An 18181-nucleotide genomic window follows, 5' to 3' on the forward strand; every position below is an offset into this window, starting at 1 on the left:
GTTTTCTATTTGATGAAATTTACGAAAATCCGGCAAATTGGATACCAATTTTCTGTTATACCTGATCCGGCTGTTGTTTTATCCTCTTTCTTATTCTTTCCGCGGGGGGCGGTCATAAGCAGCTACTACGAACAAAAAAGCCGGTCATACGCCGGCTTTTCCTGTTATACTTGTGTTTGGGGGTCTTCTACTTTCTCTGCATTAAGCAGCGGGTTGGCATACATTTGCATAAACAGCCTTTTCTGGCAGTCGGTATCTCCGCCCCCAATGGTCTTCACCAAATCGTCCATCAATTCTTCAAACTTTTCGCGGGTAGCCTGGTCAACCTTATCGGCGTGTTGCTGGTTGCAACTCAACAAGTCGGCGGCCAGGTAATTATTCGGCCATAGTTTATAGTTGCGGTAGATGCACTGGTCGATATGTTCAGCCAGGAGCTGAATACTTGCATTGGCATTTTCTGTCCCTGCAAAATTTTCGAGTTGTGCATCAATCGGTTTTCCAAAAGCAAAATGTACGCGTCCTTTGGGCCTGGTGAGGCCAAAGGCCATGCTTTTTAAGTCGTCGGCCTGCGTTTTGATATATCCTTCACGTTCGCGTTTGTAGATTTCTTCCACTTTTGAAATACCGCAGGGTTCGCGTTCGTAGGAAATCGACAGCGGAACAATTTTCAACTCGCGAAAACCGGATGCAAAGTCTCCCTTGTTACTGAGGTTCAGCATTTTTAGCAAAGCCTGCTGCGTTTGGTCGAAACCGTTTTTGGTTCTTCCTTCCCGCTGTGCAATCCAAACCGACATATGGTCCTTGGTGATGGTTTTGCGAATGTACGACGACAATTTCTGCGAGGCCAGCAACAGTTCGCGGGCGGGCAGGTTACGTTTGACTACAAAGGCGCGGTTTAATTTTACAGCATGCAAAATCCAGTCGTAAATCAGCAGGTTGTTGCCAATCGCGATTTCGGTGGTATTCATTCCTGCGTTTACAATAATGTAGTTCAGGATGGCTGCATCCAGGATGATATCGCGGTGGTTGGATATAAACAGGTAACTTTGTTTTTTGTCCAGGTTTTCCAGTCCGCTCCAGCTAACTCCGCTGGTCGTTTTCTCAATGATCCATTCTTTGATGAGCGGATACATGAATTCCATTTGTAATTGGTTGATCGTTTTAATTTCCGAGAGTACCCGGCCAATACCGTTTACTTTTTCCTCATCCTGGAAAATAAAAAACAACACTTTACGGAACACTTCGTCTTTTAACAATACCTGAATGTACTGATTGACTTCATGATCTTCGTAAGGCCGAATATCATCATACTTCATAATTTCCCTCATTCCGTTAGATATAGCGCGGCAAAGATAGTAATTGCAATTAAATCCTGAACCGTAATTGAAATTTAACCTCCGTCCGCTTGTTCCCTTCGATCAGGTTGTAGCCGCTTCCAATGCCGTCGGCGCCGAACAACCAGCTTCTTGAGACCTTAAACCAGAACTCTGTTTTTTCACATATTTTAACTTTTCCGGTCAGGTACGATCGTATTCCTTCGTCGTAAAATGCAGGAACTGAGAACTGGTAAAGCAGATCATTTTCATATGAATACACGCGCGAGTCGTAATCGTCGGTATGAAAATAAGCGATCCGGTACCAGAATTGTATGGGCCATTTTTCGGGTTGAAATCCAATATCCTGACTGATAAAAATCCCTGACGACCAGTGGTCGTGGTGATAAAATGACTGCTCAAGGCGGCTTTTTACCGGGAAGGTTGCGCCGAGCTTCCCGCTAACCTGAAGCCGGATTGACTGCCTGGTTTGATCCAGGTTTTCTTTCATCAGCAGTCCGTTTACTTTAACGGGCTTCTTCTCGTAAAAATACCGGCCAAGCAGTTGCCAGTTGCGGCTAAGCTGATAGCTGCCCTGCATCATAAATTCTTTTCCCTTACCGGGAGCGGCGGTGGTGTATTTTATCCATTTGTAGCTGAAAAAGTCGGCATACAGGTTAAGCCTGACTTTTGGCGCCGGCTGAATTTTTGTTCCCAGGTAGAATCCCTGTTCGTCGTTCACCCGGCTGTTTTCGGTGAAGGAGGATGAAAAAGGGGAATTGTAATTTTTACTGATATTCCGGTACAGGGCTGAAAGCTCCAGTTGATCAACCGGTTGGAACATCAACCCGTTCAAGCCGGCGAGGCCCCCGGAGAAATCAGAAGCCAGTTCGCCGAACAGATACAGCCGGTTTGTACTCCACCGGTAATCCAGGCTCAGATTGCTGATTCGGTTCCCGTCAAACAGAAACCGGTTGTATAAATCGTTACTTCGTTTCAATGGCCATTCAAAATGCGTATGAAAGCCGGTTATCCCCCATGCCAGGTTGGTCGCGTTATAGGTCAGGTTCGCTCCCGCCACGGTCGATGAAACGGAATTTTTATCTTCAATTTCCGATGTTGTCCGGTGGAGCCCGCTCGTTTGAAAGGAGGTAAACACGCTCATGTCGTCAGCCCGCTCGGTATTGGCATCGAATTTTTTATGTGAGAAGAAGGGACTCAGTTGAAACCGTCCAACAGGAAATGAGGCCGCTGCTCCCCGCATGTAATTATTTTCGTCGGTTGAACGGTAGGGTTTAAAGCCCTGGTTGAATTTGGCTACCCGGCTTACTTCGGCCGATTTGCCCATCGAAAATCCTTGCCAGGCTGCCAGCCCCTGCCCAAACTGAAGAAGATAGTCGCCCACCGTCAGCGATGGGTTCTTTTTACCAAATGTTAGTCTGGCAAAACCGCTGTAAAAGTCAAATCCGTTTGGGTTTGCCCCTTTGAAAAAAGATTCGCCGGCATCTTTTTCTGCGGTAAAACCGGCTTCGATCCGGCTCGATGAGAAGTGGTAACGTGTATACAGTTTTTCGGGCGAACCTTCATATTTTCTATCGGTAAAACCAGCCTGTTCCTCCATCAGCCTGACTGCCCGTAGGATCAGTTCCTGCCGGGGACGAAATGATTTTCGTTCGGTTGGAATGAGATCGAAGCTTACAAATTCACCTAAAAGCCGGGCTAATTCAATCTGAAACCCTTCGATGGCAGCAAGTTCGTACACCGAAAAAATCGGTCCGTATTTCTTCCGGTATTCCATGACCGACTGAACCTGCCTGGGCGTTAAAAAGTGAAGGCTTAACAAGTCGGCTTCATTCGCCTGATTCAGATTGATCGGATTTTCCCTGATTTGTTGCAACTCAATCAACAGTTGTTCCGCATCAGTTTCCTCATTTTCAGTCAGGCTCATTTCAATCAGGGCTTCCAACTGGTAGCGGAACTGCCGGTCGGCTTCCTGCGCATAAACCCAAACGGCGGACAGCAGCATGAATACCGTGAAGCTCGCTTTTTTCATTTGCGTTGGTAATAGATGGTTACTGAGGGGGATAATCCCAGGTATTGATGATAGGAAAAGGCAATATCTGTTTGAATTGTTTTGATCAGGTATCCCAGGCCCATCGCCAGGTTTCCGGTTTGCGCCTCCAGCCCGCAGCGCAGCGATAACTGGTTATTGATCAGGTATTGCATCCCGAACCGCGGTTCAATGGAGGCGTGCTGCTCCCGGTATAACTCGGCTGTCAGTAGAAATGATTCCTGAAAGTTTTTATGTGCTCCCAACCTGATTGCCCAGGGATAGCCGGCCGGTAAGCGATTGTTGCTTGTCGAAATGCCATACGGATTAAAGTACTGCAAGCCCAAACCAAGCTCCCCGAAGCGAAGCTGGATGCCCAGGTCGGCAAGTAACCGGCCATGCCTTCGTTCATTTTCGGCCAGGAACAAGCTGAAATAATGAAACTGCAGGGCGGCTGAAACAGCAGGAGAGAGTCTTCTTGACAGTCCGGCAGAGAACTTATCCTCTTGAAATCCCTCGCTCCCAAACCGGGAAAAGGTGAACAGGAAACGGTTTTTCTGAAAAGGCAGGATCAGAAATACTGAACTGGTAGAAAGGTCGTCGAGTAAAAAACGATTGCTGTACAGGATGCCTCCGGCCAGTTCGCTTCCGGCCGTTCCCGCCGGGTTCCAAAATAGCGCAACCGGCGACTCCAGGCTGGCGCCGGTATGGCCCATCGCCTGAAAAGCGGCAGGAACCCGGAAAAGCTCCTGGCAGTTTCCCCCTGGTGAGAGAAGGAAGAATGAATAAAAAATCAACAACAGAGATATGTAGAACCGATAACCCATAAAAAAAGTGAACAATTTTGTCCACCTTTTCCACTAAGCTCTTACAAGTTACAACTTCTTGGTTAAACAAAAAACTAATTTGTTTTGAATTTGTACTTTACTTCCGATAAATCTTTGTTCGCGTTTACGATCTTTTCTTTCAGTTTATCCTTAAACCGGATAAATCGTTCCATCACTTTTTCGTCGCCCAGCGAAAGCATTTGTACGGCCAGGATGCCGGCATTGTTGGCGCCGTTTATTGCCACGGTTGCAACAGGGATTCCCGGAGGCATTTGCACAATGGCCAGCAGGGAGTCCCAACCATCCAAACTGGCTTTTATCGGTACGCCGATCACAGGAAGCGGTGTCATCGCGGCAATTACGCCGGGAAGATGAGCAGCCATGCCGGCACCGGCGATAATGACTTTAATTCCCCGGTCTTTGGCTCCTTTGGCAAATTTTTCGACCTCTTCGGGCGTGCGGTGAGCCGACAGGGCGTTGATCTCGAACGGAATCTCAAACTCATCCAGAATTTTTGCAGCCCCTTCCATCACTGTTAAATCAGAGGTGCTGCCCATAATAATACTCACTTTTGGTTCCATCTGTTCCATGCTAAAATTTCAATCATTTCTGTCTCCCAATATACAGAAAATCTTCAATTCGCACTTTGTTGTATAAAAAATGAATTTTGAGGCGAAACACATTTTAGTTGAGCAATTATTTTTTGTTACTTTGCACCTTTTTAAAAAATGACGCTAAACTGATCGAAATTAAAGACATACTGATCCTGAACAAATATTCTGAAAAATCAAAAGAAATGGGGAACATTCAAATTTTAGATAAGGAGTTCGAGTTATTTATGCCGTACGAGAAAATTCGTTCGGTAGTTGAAAGAATGTCAGAAGAGATGAATGAACGGCTGGAAGGAAAAAATCCGTTGTTCATCTGCATCCTGAACGGCTCCTTTATGTTTGCTGCTGAAATCTTTAAACGCATCACCCTGCTCGATGCCGAAATCTCGTTTGTAAAGCTGGCTTCTTACGACGGAACTTCCACAACCGGTAGCGTCAGGGAACTGATCGGCTTAAACGAAGATTTGGCCGGCCGTACGGTGGTGGTCCTCGAAGACATTGTGGATACCGGTATTACCATTGAAAAGGTGATCGCGCAGATTCAGTCAAAAAAACCGGCTGAAGTGCAGGTGGCAACGCTACTGTTAAAACCGGATGCTTTGCAAAAAGAGGTTCAGCTGGATTATATCGGCCTTGAAATCCCCAATGATTTTATTGTTGGTTACGGGCTCGATTACAATGGGATGGGCCGGAACCTGATCGATATCTTCAGAGTTGTTGACTAAAACCAAAATTCAATATTTTCATGTTAAATTTAGTTCTATTCGGGCCTCCGGGAGCAGGCAAAGGAACCCAGGCCGAATTTCTGATCGAAAAATTCGGCTTGATCCATTTATCAACCGGAGACCTGTTGCGTAATGAGATTGCTGCATCAAGCCCGCTGGGATTGGAAGCTAAACGTTTTATGGATAAAGGAGAGCTGGTTCCTGATTCAGTTGTTATCGGAATGATAAAGAACAAGTTGTTGGCCAATACAAACGCGAACGGGTTTATTTTCGACGGCTATCCGCGTACCGTGGCGCAAGCCGAAGTGCTTGACAAACTGCTTAACGAAAACGGCACGCCGGTATCGGGGATGCTGTCGTTGGAAGTTGAAAAAGAGGAGTTGGTTGCGCGCCTGCTTAACCGGGGTAAAACCTCAGGACGTTCAGACGACCAGGATGTTTCGGTCATCGAAAACCGGATCAACGTGTACAACGAAAAAACCTCACCCCTGAAAAGTTACTATGCGGCTCAGTCCAAACATTTCGGCATCGACGGGATGGGAACCATCGACGAAATTGCCGATCGTTTGAAAAAAGCGGTTAGTGCACTTTAATAAGAAATTAGTTTTTAAGATGAGGACGGATGTATTCCCTGCATTCGTCTTTTTTTGTTTATCTTGCATCTTCCCAATTATTGAATAAATGGCTGAAAGCAATTTTGTTGATTATATAAAAATATTTTGCCGTTCGGGTAACGGAGGACCGGGCTCAGCACACCTGAGACGTGAAAAATATATCCCCAAAGGCGGACCTGACGGCGGCGACGGCGGCAGGGGAGGGCATGTGATCATAAAAGGAAATGCCCAGATGTGGACCTTACTCCACCTCCGTTATCAAAAACATATTTTTGCCGGTCACGGCGAGTCGGGTGGTAAACAATGCAGCTTTGGCGCCGACGGAGAAGATGTGACCATTGAAGTTCCGCTGGGAACAGTGGCCAAAGATGCCGAAACGGGCGAGTTTCTGTTTGAAATTACAACCGACGGTGAAACGCATATCCTGGCCAAAGGCGGACGCGGCGGACTGGGAAACACGCATTTCAAATCGGCAACCAACCAGACTCCCCGCTACGCGCAGCCGGGTGAGCCGGGCGAAGAAGGATGGAAGATCCTTGAACTGAAGGTGTTGGCCGACGTCGGTCTGGTGGGATTCCCCAGCGCCGGTAAATCGACGCTTCTTTCGGTCGTATCGGCGGCAAAACCAAAGATTGCCGATTACCCGTTTACAACGCTGGTCCCAAACCTGGGTATTGTTTCTTACCGCAATTCCCAGTCGTTTGTGATGGCCGATATTCCCGGGATTATTGAAGGAGCCAGCGAAGGAAAAGGACTCGGATTACGCTTTTTGAGGCATATTGAGCGGAATTCTATGTTACTGTTCATGGTTCCGGCCGACAGTAAAGACCACCGTAAAGAATATACGATCCTGATGAATGAACTTGAAAAGTACAATCCCGAACTGCTGGATAAAGAACGTTACCTGGTCATCAGTAAATCAGATTTTCTCGATGAAGAGTTGAAAAAAGAGATCAGCAGGGAGTTTAAAGATATTCCGCACAGCTTTATCTCTTCGGTGACCGGGAGCGGCATTACGCAACTGAAAGATACTATCTGGAAAATACTGAATCACTCATGACCGGATTTTTTGAACTGATAACTGATCTGGACCAATCGCTGTTTTTTTTCCTGAACGGAAAGCATTCCCCCTTTTGGGACATTGTGATGACCCTGTTTACCCGGACGGAATACTGGTTGATTTTATATGTCCCGCTGATTTGGTTCATCATTAAAAAGTACCGTGCCAAAGCCCTTGTGATACTCATTTTATTGGCGTTGGCCATTGTTATTACCGACCAGTTTTCGGTGTTGGTGAAAGATACGGTGAAACGTTTTCGCCCAACCCACGACCCGGCTATCCAGCACCTGGTTCACAACGTGTTGAAAAAAGGAGGCCTTTATGGTTTCTTTTCCTCCCACGCTTCCAATACTTTTGGTGTGGCTGCGTTCACGTCGTTATTGTTCCGGAATTCACGATATAGCTTCCTCATTTATTCCTGGGCTCTGTTGGTCAGTTATACCCGGATTTACGTGGGGGTGCATTACCCGCTGGATATTCTGACCGGGATGTTGTTCGGCATACTGACCGGTTATTTCATGTATAAATTATTGATTGTTATCGAGAAACATTTTTTAGTGCTCCGAAGTCCCAAACTCGAGGAAACCAACTTGGAGAACAGTGGGTTTAATCTCATTTTTATCATTTTTTTAACCGTTCTCGCGACTACATTTATGGTAGTCAGCCGGCTCCAACACTTTAACTGGATTTAACCGATGGACGAACTGCGGCAGGAATATGAGAAATTTCTGGATTTCGATAAAAACCGTTTATCAGGGGCGAAGGCGAGGCTGAAACGATTGAGTTTGGCGCGGTTTCTGGCTTTTCTGGGGCTTATTTTGTCGTTTGTTTACCTGAGGTATCCGTACAATATCGGGGTGGCTTTGTTTGCCTTCTCCTTGTTTCTTTACTGGATCAGGAGTTACATCAGCGAGGAAAAGAAAAAAATCCTGTACGAACGTTTAATCCGGATCAACCAAAATGAATTGTTGGCCCTGGATGAAATTTATACGCAGTTTGATGGCGGAACCGGTTTTGCGGATCAGGGGCATGCTTATTCTTTCGATCTGGATTTATTTGGCGATGGGAGTTTGTTCCAGTTCTTGAACCGCACCGTAACCAAGCTGGGAAGTAAAAAACTGGCCGCTTACCTCAATAATCCGCTGAGCGACCCTGCGGAAATCAACGAACGGCAAAAGGCGTTGCTTGAGCTTGCCGGCTATACCCGCTGGCGGCACCATTTTGCTGCAAAGGGACATACGCATGATGAGCAGGACCTGCGTTTGCTGCATCAGATTGCCGCCCACGAAAATCTCGGTCATCCGAGGCATGTGGGCTGGTTAATCCTGATCCTGCCAGTATTTAGTGTGAGTATGCTTGCTTTGTGTTTATTTTCAGTCCTGCCCTGGATATTTTTTATCCTGTCGGTTTTCCTGAACGGTTTTGTTTTGTACCGGTACCGGAAAACCATCAGCTCGTTTTATCAATTGTTTGGTAACCAGGCGGAAATTCTGGATAGTTACCGCGAACTTCTTCTGTTGATCGAACAGAAAAAGTTTGACTCAGAACTACTTAGAAGGCTGAAAAAACAACTTTATTCGCACCATAAAGAAGCCAGCAGAATTGTTACGGACTTACGAAAAATCATGGCCAGGTTTGATTACCGGGCCAATCTGGCCTTTGCCCTGTTTGCCGAACCCATTTTTATCTGGGACCTGATCTGTGTTTATCAACTCAACCGGTGGAACCGGAAATACAAAAATGATATCCTCCGTTGGTTTGATCTGATTGCTGAATTTGATGCTCTTTCCAGCTTGGCCAATTTAAACCATAACCATCCCGAATGGGCCTTGCCAACATTCGAAGATGACGATTTTTGCTTGTCGGCCAACGAACTGGCGCATCCCCTGATCAAAAAAGAAAAACGGATAGGTAATGATTTTCGGATGAATGGGCGGGGAAAAATCATGATTATTACCGGCGCCAATATGGCCGGGAAAAGCACTTTTTTGCGTACTATTGGCGTGAATATGGTTTTGGCGATGAACGGCTGCCGTGTTTGTGCAAGCTGGTTTACCATGAAACCGGTCAGTTTGTACACCAATATGCGGACAACCGACAACCTGCAAAAAGATGAATCCTACTTTTTTGCCGAACTGCTTCGCATACAGCATATGCTCGAACTCATCAACCAGGGAAAACAGCTTTTTGTCATTATCGACGAAATGCTGAAAGGGACCAATTCGGAAGATAAACTCACCGGCTCAAAAGCGCTGACAGAAAAACTGATCAGGCTGAATACCAACGGGCTGGTGGCCACGCACGACCTTAAGCTGACCGAACTGGCCGATACCTACCCCAAACAAATCAGCAACAGGTGCTTTGAAGTAAAACTGGCAGGTGGCAACCTGGTTTTTGACTACAAACTGATTGATGGCGTAACCCGGACCATGAATGCCAGCTACCTGATGAAAAAGATGAAAATTATCGATTAATGATCATCGGAATCATGTTTGTTTTTTCGTATTTTCATCTTCCGAAATAAAATCAAACGAATTATGGAAGATTTAGCAGTAGGTACCCGGGTAAAACATCCGGCTTATGGTGAAGGAATTGTCAGCCGTTCGCACCTGACCATTTACGAGATTTTTTTTGAACGGGCGGGAAAAATGGAACTGACCAAATACAATGCAGACCTGGACATCATCAGCGCACCGGACGAAAAACCACGTACCGGGCTCACCCTGGCCGAGGTGGAAAAAGCGATGACTTACGTGCTGGATAAATTTCAGGGTCTGACTTACGCGGTAAAGATGGCCGATAAATGGAAAGGCGGCATGCTGGAGATGAAACCGGCCAACTCCGAGCTGCAATCGAAAGAGGTGCCGATGGAAACCTTCTTCCATAAAATAGTCATGCTGCGCGACCGCCTGCGCGTGCTGGAGCAAAACATCAACAGCCACCCAAGGCTTGACGACGACGACAAGGTGCAGTTGCAACAATACATTACCCGCGCTTACGGTAGTTTAACCACCTTCAATATTTTGTTCGCGGACAAGGAAGATTACTTTAAAGGCCAATCGAAGTAGCGCCATGACAGACTTGCCTGATTTTATCGCGGGCTTGCCCAAAGCCGAGTTGCACCTGCACATCGAAGGTACGCTGGAACCCGAACTGCTGCTCCGGCTGGCGCAACGAAACCGGATTTCGCTGAGGTATCAGTCGGTGGATGAACTGAAGCAGGCCTACAGGTTCAGCAACCTGCAGGATTTTCTCGATATTTATTACGCGGGGGCCAACGTTTTGCGCGAAGAGCAGGATTTTTACGAGCTCACCTGGGCCTATTTGCTGAAATGCAAAGAACAACAGGTGGTGCATGCGGAGATCTTTTTCGATCCGCAAACCCACACTTCACGGGGTATTTTATTTGCCACCGTGATTAACGGCATCAATCATGCCCTGCAGGATGCGCGTGAAAAGCTGGGTATCTCAAGCCGGCTGATGATGTGTTTTCTGCGTCATCTCGACGAAACCTCGGCTTTTCAGACCCTGGAGCAGGCGCTTGATTATAAAGACCTGATTGTGGGCGTCGGGCTCGATTCGTCGGAAAAAGGCAATCCTCCCTCGAAATTCGAACGGGTGTTTGCCAAAGCCCGCGACGAAGGTTTTCTTACGGTGGCCCATGCCGGCGAGGAAGGTCCGGTGGAATACGTTCGAGAGGCCGTTGATCTGCTGAAAGTTTTCCGCATCGATCATGGGAACGCCTCCATCCGGGATGAAAAGCTGGCGGATGAGTTGGTAAAACGGCAGATTCCGCTCACGCTTTGTCCGCTGTCGAACCTGGCGCTAAAGGTGGTTCCCGACCTGAAAAGCCATCCGCTGAAAAAACTAATGGACCGTGGCTTGCTGGTTACTGTCAACTCCGACGATCCGGCTTATTTTGGCGGCTACATCAATGAAAATTACCTGGCCATTGCCGAAGCGCTGAACCTTTCCCGGACCGATTTGTGCCGGCTGGCTAAAAATTCATTCCGGGGCAGCTTACTCCCAGTTTCACTGAAAGAGCAGCATATCATGGCTATTGAGCAATACGTCAGCGGGAGTGCATAACTGCTTCATGAGATTGCAGGATAACGGAAACTCAGCCAGCAGGTTTACTTTAATTTTTGCCTGACCTTGTTTCCGGTTTTTCATCACGATACAGGACACCAAAGGATAGCTATTTCATCCGGTTTTACTTCTTTTGCATGATTAAGTCAAAAAAGTTAAAGTAAGACCCTATGAGAACATCTGTTTTTGTAAAATACCCGGACCCGGAACAACTAAAAGAAGCGGTGAACGGATTCGACCGCGAAGTCCTTCAGGTAAACGGGCATTTCCACACGCCGTATTCGTTCAGCGCATTTCCAGAAATCCGCCAGGTATTTGACATGGCCGGCAAGGAGGGAGTCAAGGTGTTGGGGATTAATGATTTTTATACGACCGACGGTTACGAAGAATTTAATACGCTGGCGAAGGAATACCGCGTTTTCCCGCTTTTTAATATCGAGTTTATGAGCTTGCAGAAAGATTTGCAGGCTGCCGGTGTGCGGGTAAACGATCCGAATAACCCGGGTCGGACTTATTTCAGCGGGAAAGGCTTGAGGTTTCCTGTCCGGCTTAATGCCCAAATGATCGAACGTTTGTTTCAGGTTCAGGATGAAAGTAACCGGCAAACGGCCGAGATGCTGGTTAAACTGAATGATTTTCTGAAAGAGTCAGGCGAAAACTTATCGTTTTCTTTTGACGGGATGAAAGAGAAATACGCCAAGAACCTGTTGCGCGAACGCCATATCGCCAAAGCTTTGCGCGAGGCCGTGGTTGCCAAATACCCTTCGGAAGAAGATCAAAAAGCGTTCTTCGAGAAAATATTCTCAGGCAAGGCTGCCAAATCGGCCATGTCGGATGTGGCCGGATTGGAAAACGAAATCCGCGGAAACCTGCTGAAATCGGGTGGTCGTGCGTTCGTGCCCGAAGATGACAAGGCATTTTTAAGCCTGGAGCAGGTAATTGAATTGATTCTGGAGGCCGGCGGTATTCCCTGTTACCCGGTATTGCTCGACAATCCGAAAGGTGAATTTACCGATTATGAAGGCGATTTTGAGAAGCTTTACCAAAACCTCGTTGCCAAAAATGTATATATGCTTGAGCTGATCCCGGGCCGGAATAAACCGGAAATCCTCGAAGAATTTGTTAACTTTTTCAACGAAAAAGGCTTTGTGATCACTTTTGGCACCGAGCACAATACTCCTCAGCTCGACCCGGTTACCGTTTTTGGCGGCGACGGAAAAGAACTGAGCCCGGCGATGAAAAAAATCGGTTACGAAGGGGCCTGCGTGATTGCCGCCCATCAGTACCTGAAAGCCAAAGGCAAACCGGGCTATTTGAAAAAATCGGGAAAGGCCCGGCTTGATCAACGTTCCGAATTTGTGGCCCTTGGAAATGCAGTCATTAAAAACTTTTTGAAAGCCTGAGGGATTGGTTGTTGGTGATTGGTAAATTGGTCATTGAACCAGTAATCAGTAATCAGTAACCGGTAACCGGTAACCAGTGACACTTGACAATTGAAAGCTGGAACTTGGAACTTGGAACCTGAAACTCAAAACTCAAAACCCGAAACTCTTAACTCTCATGAAACAAGGAATAAAAGAATTGATAAACATCTCGCAGTATTACGGCAAACAAAAAGATTTTGTGATTGCCGGAGGCGGGAATACTTCGTTTAAAAACGATGAATATTTGTGGGTGAAGGCCAGCGGATTTAGTTTGGCCACCATCAGCGAAGCCGGTTTTGCCAAGCTCGATCGCTCATTGCTGGCCGAGGTGAACACGAAAACCTATTCGGAAAATGTGCTTCAGCGCGAAGAAGAAATCAAAAACGATTTGCTGAAAAGCCGCGTAGAACCCGAAAAAGGGCAGCGTCCTTCGGTGGAAACTTCGCTGCATAACCTGATTGATTTTGCCTTTGTGGTGCATACACATTCAACGAAGGTGAACGGCTTGATGTGCAGTAACCGGGCTGCCGAAAAAACGGCTGACTTGTTTGGCGACCAAGTGCTTTATATCGCCTACGAAGATCCCGGCTACATATTGTTTAAAGTGGTTGAAAAAGCAATTCTGAAATACCGGGCCGAAAAAGGCCAGGAACCGGCAGTCATCTTCCTGCAAAACCACGGCGTATTTGTGGGCGCCGATACCATTGCCGAAGTAAAGGCCATTTACGATGAGCTGATTGACAAACTGGATGCAGTTTACGGAGAAGAGCCGGCCATTGAACCGCTCGCGGTTTCAGATGAGGCTGCCCTGATTATTCCGGCTGTTCGTATGATGGTTTCGGGCGAAGGATTAAAAACCGTTCGTCTGGCCAACAGTACCATCCTGTCGAAATACCTGGATCGGGCCAACCAGCAGGCTATTGCCGCTCCTTTCACGCCCGACGGCATCGTGTATGCCAACTCGTCGTTCCTGTTTGCTGGATTTACAGGTAATGTTGACCATTTTCTGAATGACATTCAACAAAAAATTGAAGCCTACCGGCAGCAAAAAGGTAAGCTGCCCAAGGTGATTTTTGCTTCGGGACTGGGCGTGTTGGTGATAGCCGACCATGCCGAAGGGGCCGAAATCCTGGTGGATGTGGTGACCGACCATTGCCGGATAGCCCGGTTTGCCGAATCGTTTAGCGGACAACACCCGATGACGCAAAAACAAATCGAGTTTATCGAAAGCTGGGAAGTGGAACAGTACCGCTCGAAAATTTCGCTGGGAGCTACGGCCGGGCGGGTTGACCGGAAAGTGATTGTTGTAACCGGCGGCGCACAGGGCTTCGGAGCAGGCATCGTGGAAGAACTGATGAAACATGGCGCCAACGTGGTGATTGCCGACCTGAATGAGGAAAAGGGAAACGAGTTTGCCGGTCTGTTGAATACGGCGACCCGTAAAAACAAAGCCCTGTTTGTAAAAGCCGATGTATCGAACGCGGCATCGGTGGAAAACCTGGTGTCCGAAACCGTGATCAATTTTGGCGGGCTGGATGTGTTTATCAGCAATGCCGGCATTTTACGCGCCGGTGGGCTGGACGAGATGACGCCCGAAACCTTTGAACTGATGACCAGGGTGAACTATTCGGCTTACTTCCTGTGCGCCAAATATGCCTCGGCGGTGATGAAGCTGCAAAATAAATTCAAGCGCGACCATTTTGCCGACATCATCCAAATCAATTCCAAATCGGGATTGAAAGGCAGCAACAAAAACTTCGCTTACGCGGGCGGCAAGTTCGGCGGGATCGGCCTTACCCAGTCGTTCGCGCTGGAGCTGATGCCCAGCCGCATCAAGGTGAACTCCATCTGCCCGGGTAACTTTTTCGACGGGCCGCTGTGGGCCGATCCCGAAAACGGCTTGTTCGTGCAGTACCTCCGGGCAGGCAAGGTGCCGGGCGCCAAAACCATCGACGATGTGAAGCATTTTTACGAAGCCCAGGTGCCTGCAGGTCGCGGTTGTACCCCAATTGATGTGATGCGGGCCATCTTCTATGTGATTGAGCAGGAATACGAAACCGGCCAGGCCGTACCGGTCACCGGCGGACAAAATATGCTGAACTGAGACTGGCTGCCAGTTGCGGCAGATTAATAGAAATATCAAAAAATAAAGAAATATGAAAACCAAAGCAATCCGCTTATACGGAAAAAAAGACGTGAGACTGGAAGAGTTTGAGCTTCCGGCGATCTCCGATGACGAGATTCTGGCAAAAGTCGTGTCCGACAGTATCTGCATGTCGTCGTACAAGGCGGCTACGCAGGGTGCCGACCACAAACGCATCCCTGATGATGTGAACGAAAACCCCGTCATCATCGGCCACGAGTTTGCCGGCGAGTTGGTTGAAGTGGGCGCCAACTGGCAGCACAAGTTCAAGGCCGGGCAGAAGTTTTCCATTCAGCCGGCCATTTATTACGAAGAAGGCCCCGTTGGCGTGCTGAGTGCGCCCGGCTATTCGTATCAGTACATTGGCGGCGACGCCACCTATGTGATCATCCCGAAAGATGTGCTGGTGCAGGATTGTTTGCTGGCCTACGAGGGTCCCGGCTATTATCCCGCATCGCTGGCCGAGCCGCTGAGCTGCGTGATTGGCGCCATGCACGCCAACTACCACACCAGGCCGGGTTCGTACGTCCACCAGATGGAGATTGTTGACGGCGGCAAAATGGCCATCCTGGCCGGTGTTGGGCCGATGGGACTGGCGGCCATCAACTACGTGATCATGCGCGAAGACCGCAAACCTTCGTTGTTGGTGGTAACCGACATCGACCAGGCCCGTCTGGACCGAGCTGCATCGATCTATTCGCCCGAGTGGGCCAAATCGAAAGGTATTGAACTGATTTATCTGAACACAGGAGGTGAAAATCCGGTTGAAAAACTGCGCGCCCTCACGGGTGGCGAAGGCTACAACGATGTGTTCGTTTTCGCGCCGGTACCTCCGGTTATCGAGCAGGGCGATGCCATCCTGGCGAACGACGGTTGCCTGAACTTTTTTGCCGGGCCGAGCAACCCCGATTTCAGCGCCAAAATGAATTTCTACAACGTGCATTACGCGTCGACCCATATTGTGGGCACTTCGGGCGGTAATAACGACGACATGGTAGAGTCGCTCGAAATGTTTGGCAAGGGTCTCGACCCGGCCGGATTGGTCACCCACATTGGAGGGTTGAACGCCGTGATTGACACCACGCTGCACCTGCCCGAAATCCCTGGCGGCAAAAAGTTAATTTATACCCACAAGGACATTCCGCTTACAGCCATTTCCGAATTTAAAGAAAAAGGTAAATCTGATCCGTTTTTTGCCCGGCTGCACGAAATTTGTCAGCGTAATAACGAACTTTGGTCCGTCGAGGCAGAAGAGTTCCTGCTGGCAAATGCAAAGGACATTTAAACACACACGATGATTTACATGGCAGATACGGCCGACTTGTCGGCCCTGGAGGAGTTGTATGATTTTTTTCCGCTGGAGGGGGTAACCACCAACCCAACCATCCTGAAACAATCGGGGATGAAGTTATCCGCAGCGATCGAACGTATTTTAAAGTTGATCGGGCATGGCATGATCCATGTGCAGGTGATGAGCGAAAACGCCGAAGATATGGTGCGCGAGGCCAAAACCTACAAAAACTATTTTGATGTGGGCGATTCGTTTTTCGCCAAGATACCCGTTACACCGCAAGGATACAAAGCGATCGCCATTTTGAAGGATGCCGGGATGAATGTAACGGCTACCGCCATCTTCACGCAGCAGCAGGCCCTGGTGGCCGCCAAAGCAGGCGCCGATTTCGTGGCGCCCTACGTGAGCCGTTTGGACAACATCTCTTCGCACGGGATTGAAGTGGTACGCGACATAGTGAAAAACATGAACGATTTTAAGCTCGGAACGAAGGTGCTGGCCGCCAGTTTTAAAACGGTCGACCAGATTCACCGCGTGAGCATGAACGGTTCGCACTCGGCCACCGTTGGACCCGATTTACTGATGCAACTGATCAGGCACCCGATGACCGATATCAGCGTGAAAACCTTCCTCGAAGACGGACAGGACTTGTACGATATCTCGTTCTAAAATGCACATACAAAAAAACAGCTAATTCGTTAGCCAATGTGAGGGACCTCGGATGGGGTCCCTTTTTTTGCCGGATTTTTGCCAACCTCACTCCCCTTCGTTTGTAAGGAAAGCGGGAGCGGATAACAGCCCTGCATCGCAATTTTGCGGCTGTTAAGAAATATCTTGAGCCTATTTTGTAAATTAGGGTGCGAAAACATGAGATGCAAAAGTGACACACTCCCTTCGAAATACAGGGATGTAAGATCACTTTGGTGGATAGATAACCAAATTATGCACAACCTTGAATCGATGGAAACTTCAATTAAAATGACATAGAATGAGATTATTTACAATAATAATTTTGTCGGCTGTTCTAGGTTCATGTAACGGACACCAAAATAAAATAAATGAAAAATCATCAAAAAGTGATCGTTTTCCCTCTTCTGAAATCAAGACTCCTGCTGAAACAATTAACGGAGTCGTTTACTTTTCAGTCAACAATGGTCTGACTTGGGAAAATAAAAGCGATGGACTGCCAGATTCCATTACGATAGCATTGGGGGCCATTGCTGTTTCCGATAAATCACTTGGAATTGCAACAAAAGAAAAAGGAGTCTTTCTTTTTGATTTTCAGAAGAACCAGTGGGTTAATATTCCAACAGACAAAAACATTATTGAAAGTATTCCTGGCCCTTTAATCTTTTTTAAACACCAAATTTATGTAGGAACGCAAACCAGCGGAATTTTTTCGTCGGCGGACTTCGGTGAACATTGGGAAAAACCAGATTCAGGTCTTACTAATTTTACGATTCGAAGATTCGTTCAGATTGACGATAGATTGTATGCAGGCACCAACGCGGGATTATACTCTTTCAATGAAACGGAAATGAAATGGGAACTTGAATACGGAAACAGGACAATGCAGGTAAATGGTATGACCGAATTTGATGGAAACATTTATATCGGAACAAATCAAGGGGTATTCACCACTCCCAAAGGCCGGAAAGAATGGGTACAAATACTGGAAAATCGTAGTCTGCACAACATGAGTTCAGACGAGCATACCATATATGCAATGACGTATAATGAGTTACTTGCGTCAACGGACAAGGGATTCACATGGGAAAATATTCAAAATGGGTTACCCGCCGAACTTTATACTTTTAATGTCATGAAAAACGGCAAGTCGGTTTTTGCCGGGCAATGGGACGGAGTTTACCGAAAAGATCATGCAAATGAAAATTGGAAATCGTATAGCAATGGATTACCGGAAAAATTGGCAATAAATAATATGAAATTATACAAGGGAATTATTGTCGTAAGCGGCAGTGAGAGACGACTAAAAAAAGGAATGAGTACGGATCGGATTGAATATTAGCAAAG

16 protein-coding genes are annotated in these 18181 nt (G+C 47.4%); 12 read left to right on the plus strand and 4 right to left on the minus strand.

The genetic code is table 11. The features are described 5' to 3' along the window. Window positions 1–164: 164 nt before the first annotated feature. From ACOIT5_RS11470 to purE, 4 genes are all read right to left on the minus strand, one after another. On the minus strand, window positions 165–1328 hold the full coding sequence (locus ACOIT5_RS11470; RefSeq protein WP_423126298.1) for a 1-acyl-sn-glycerol-3-phosphate acyltransferase: 1164 nt from the start codon (window positions 1326–1328) through the stop codon (window positions 165–167). A 37-nt stretch (window positions 1329–1365) separates the two neighbouring features. After that, window positions 1366–3366 carry a ComEA family DNA-binding protein gene (locus ACOIT5_RS11475; RefSeq protein ID WP_423126299.1) on the minus strand — a complete coding sequence of 667 codons (2001 nt, stop codon included), beginning with the start codon at window positions 3364–3366 and terminating at the stop codon, window positions 1366–1368. Continuing rightward, window positions 3363–4190 carry a hypothetical protein gene (locus ACOIT5_RS11480; RefSeq protein ID WP_423126300.1) on the minus strand — a complete coding sequence of 276 codons (828 nt, stop codon included), beginning with the start codon at window positions 4188–4190 and terminating at the stop codon, window positions 3363–3365. The genes ACOIT5_RS11475 and ACOIT5_RS11480 overlap by 4 nt, the downstream gene beginning before the upstream one ends. A 74-nt stretch (window positions 4191–4264) precedes the next feature. Beyond that, window positions 4265–4780 carry a 5-(carboxyamino)imidazole ribonucleotide mutase gene (gene purE / locus ACOIT5_RS11485; protein ID WP_432205907.1) on the minus strand — a complete coding sequence of 172 codons (516 nt, stop codon included), beginning with the start codon at window positions 4778–4780 and terminating at the stop codon, window positions 4265–4267. 98 nt (window positions 4781–4878) lie between these two features. Between purE and ACOIT5_RS11490 the strand changes: the two genes are divergently transcribed. The 12 genes from ACOIT5_RS11490 (at window position 4879) to ACOIT5_RS11545 (ending at window position 18176) form a co-directional block, all read left to right on the plus strand. Continuing rightward, window positions 4879–5526, plus strand: a complete 648-nt coding sequence (locus ACOIT5_RS11490) for a phosphoribosyltransferase (RefSeq protein ID WP_423126301.1) — start codon at window positions 4879–4881, stop codon at window positions 5524–5526. 20 nt (window positions 5527–5546) lie between these two features. Further along, entirely contained in the window at window positions 5547–6119 is a 573-nt protein-coding gene (locus ACOIT5_RS11495) for an adenylate kinase (protein ID WP_423126302.1), read from the plus strand. A gap of 88 nt (window positions 6120–6207) precedes the next feature. Continuing rightward, a complete protein-coding gene (gene obgE / locus ACOIT5_RS11500) occupies window positions 6208–7200 on the plus strand; it encodes a GTPase ObgE (protein ID WP_423126303.1) in 993 nt (330 codons plus the stop codon). Then, the gene (locus ACOIT5_RS11505) at window positions 7197–7892 is read left to right on the plus strand and encodes a phosphatase PAP2 family protein (protein WP_423126304.1); all 696 of its coding nucleotides are present in this window, start codon (window positions 7197–7199) and stop codon (window positions 7890–7892) included. The genes obgE and ACOIT5_RS11505 overlap by 4 nt, the downstream gene beginning before the upstream one ends. Before the next feature lie 3 nt (window positions 7893–7895). Further along, on the plus strand, window positions 7896–9674 hold the full coding sequence (locus ACOIT5_RS11510; protein WP_423126305.1) for a MutS-related protein: 1779 nt from the start codon (window positions 7896–7898) through the stop codon (window positions 9672–9674). A 63-nt stretch (window positions 9675–9737) separates the two neighbouring features. Continuing rightward, window positions 9738–10268, plus strand: a complete 531-nt coding sequence (locus tag ACOIT5_RS11515; RefSeq protein WP_423126306.1) for a hypothetical protein — start codon at window positions 9738–9740, stop codon at window positions 10266–10268. 4 nt (window positions 10269–10272) lie between these two features. Next, window positions 10273–11289, plus strand: coding sequence for an adenosine deaminase (locus tag ACOIT5_RS11520; protein WP_423126307.1), 1017 nt, complete (start codon window positions 10273–10275; stop codon window positions 11287–11289). 170 nt (window positions 11290–11459) lie between these two features. Next, entirely contained in the window at window positions 11460–12692 is a 1233-nt protein-coding gene (locus tag ACOIT5_RS11525; protein WP_423126308.1) for a hypothetical protein, read from the plus strand. Between the two features lie 157 nt (window positions 12693–12849). Continuing rightward, entirely contained in the window at window positions 12850–14817 is a 1968-nt protein-coding gene (locus ACOIT5_RS11530; protein WP_423126309.1) for an SDR family NAD(P)-dependent oxidoreductase, read from the plus strand. A gap of 52 nt (window positions 14818–14869) precedes the next feature. Next, window positions 14870–16141, plus strand: coding sequence for a zinc-binding dehydrogenase (locus ACOIT5_RS11535; protein ID WP_423126310.1), 1272 nt, complete (start codon window positions 14870–14872; stop codon window positions 16139–16141). A gap of 9 nt (window positions 16142–16150) precedes the next feature. Continuing rightward, a complete protein-coding gene (locus tag ACOIT5_RS11540; RefSeq protein WP_423126311.1) occupies window positions 16151–16816 on the plus strand; it encodes a transaldolase family protein in 666 nt (221 codons plus the stop codon). A gap of 319 nt (window positions 16817–17135) precedes the next feature. Beyond that, window positions 17136–18176 carry a WD40/YVTN/BNR-like repeat-containing protein gene (locus tag ACOIT5_RS11545; RefSeq protein ID WP_423126312.1) on the plus strand — a complete coding sequence of 347 codons (1041 nt, stop codon included), beginning with the start codon at window positions 17136–17138 and terminating at the stop codon, window positions 18174–18176. Window positions 18177–18181 lie beyond the last annotated feature (5 nt).

Origin of the sequence: Gaoshiqia hydrogeniformans, from assembly GCF_049347105.1 — a bacterium.
GTDB lineage: Bacteria > Bacteroidota > Bacteroidia > Bacteroidales > Prolixibacteraceae > Gaoshiqia > Gaoshiqia hydrogeniformans.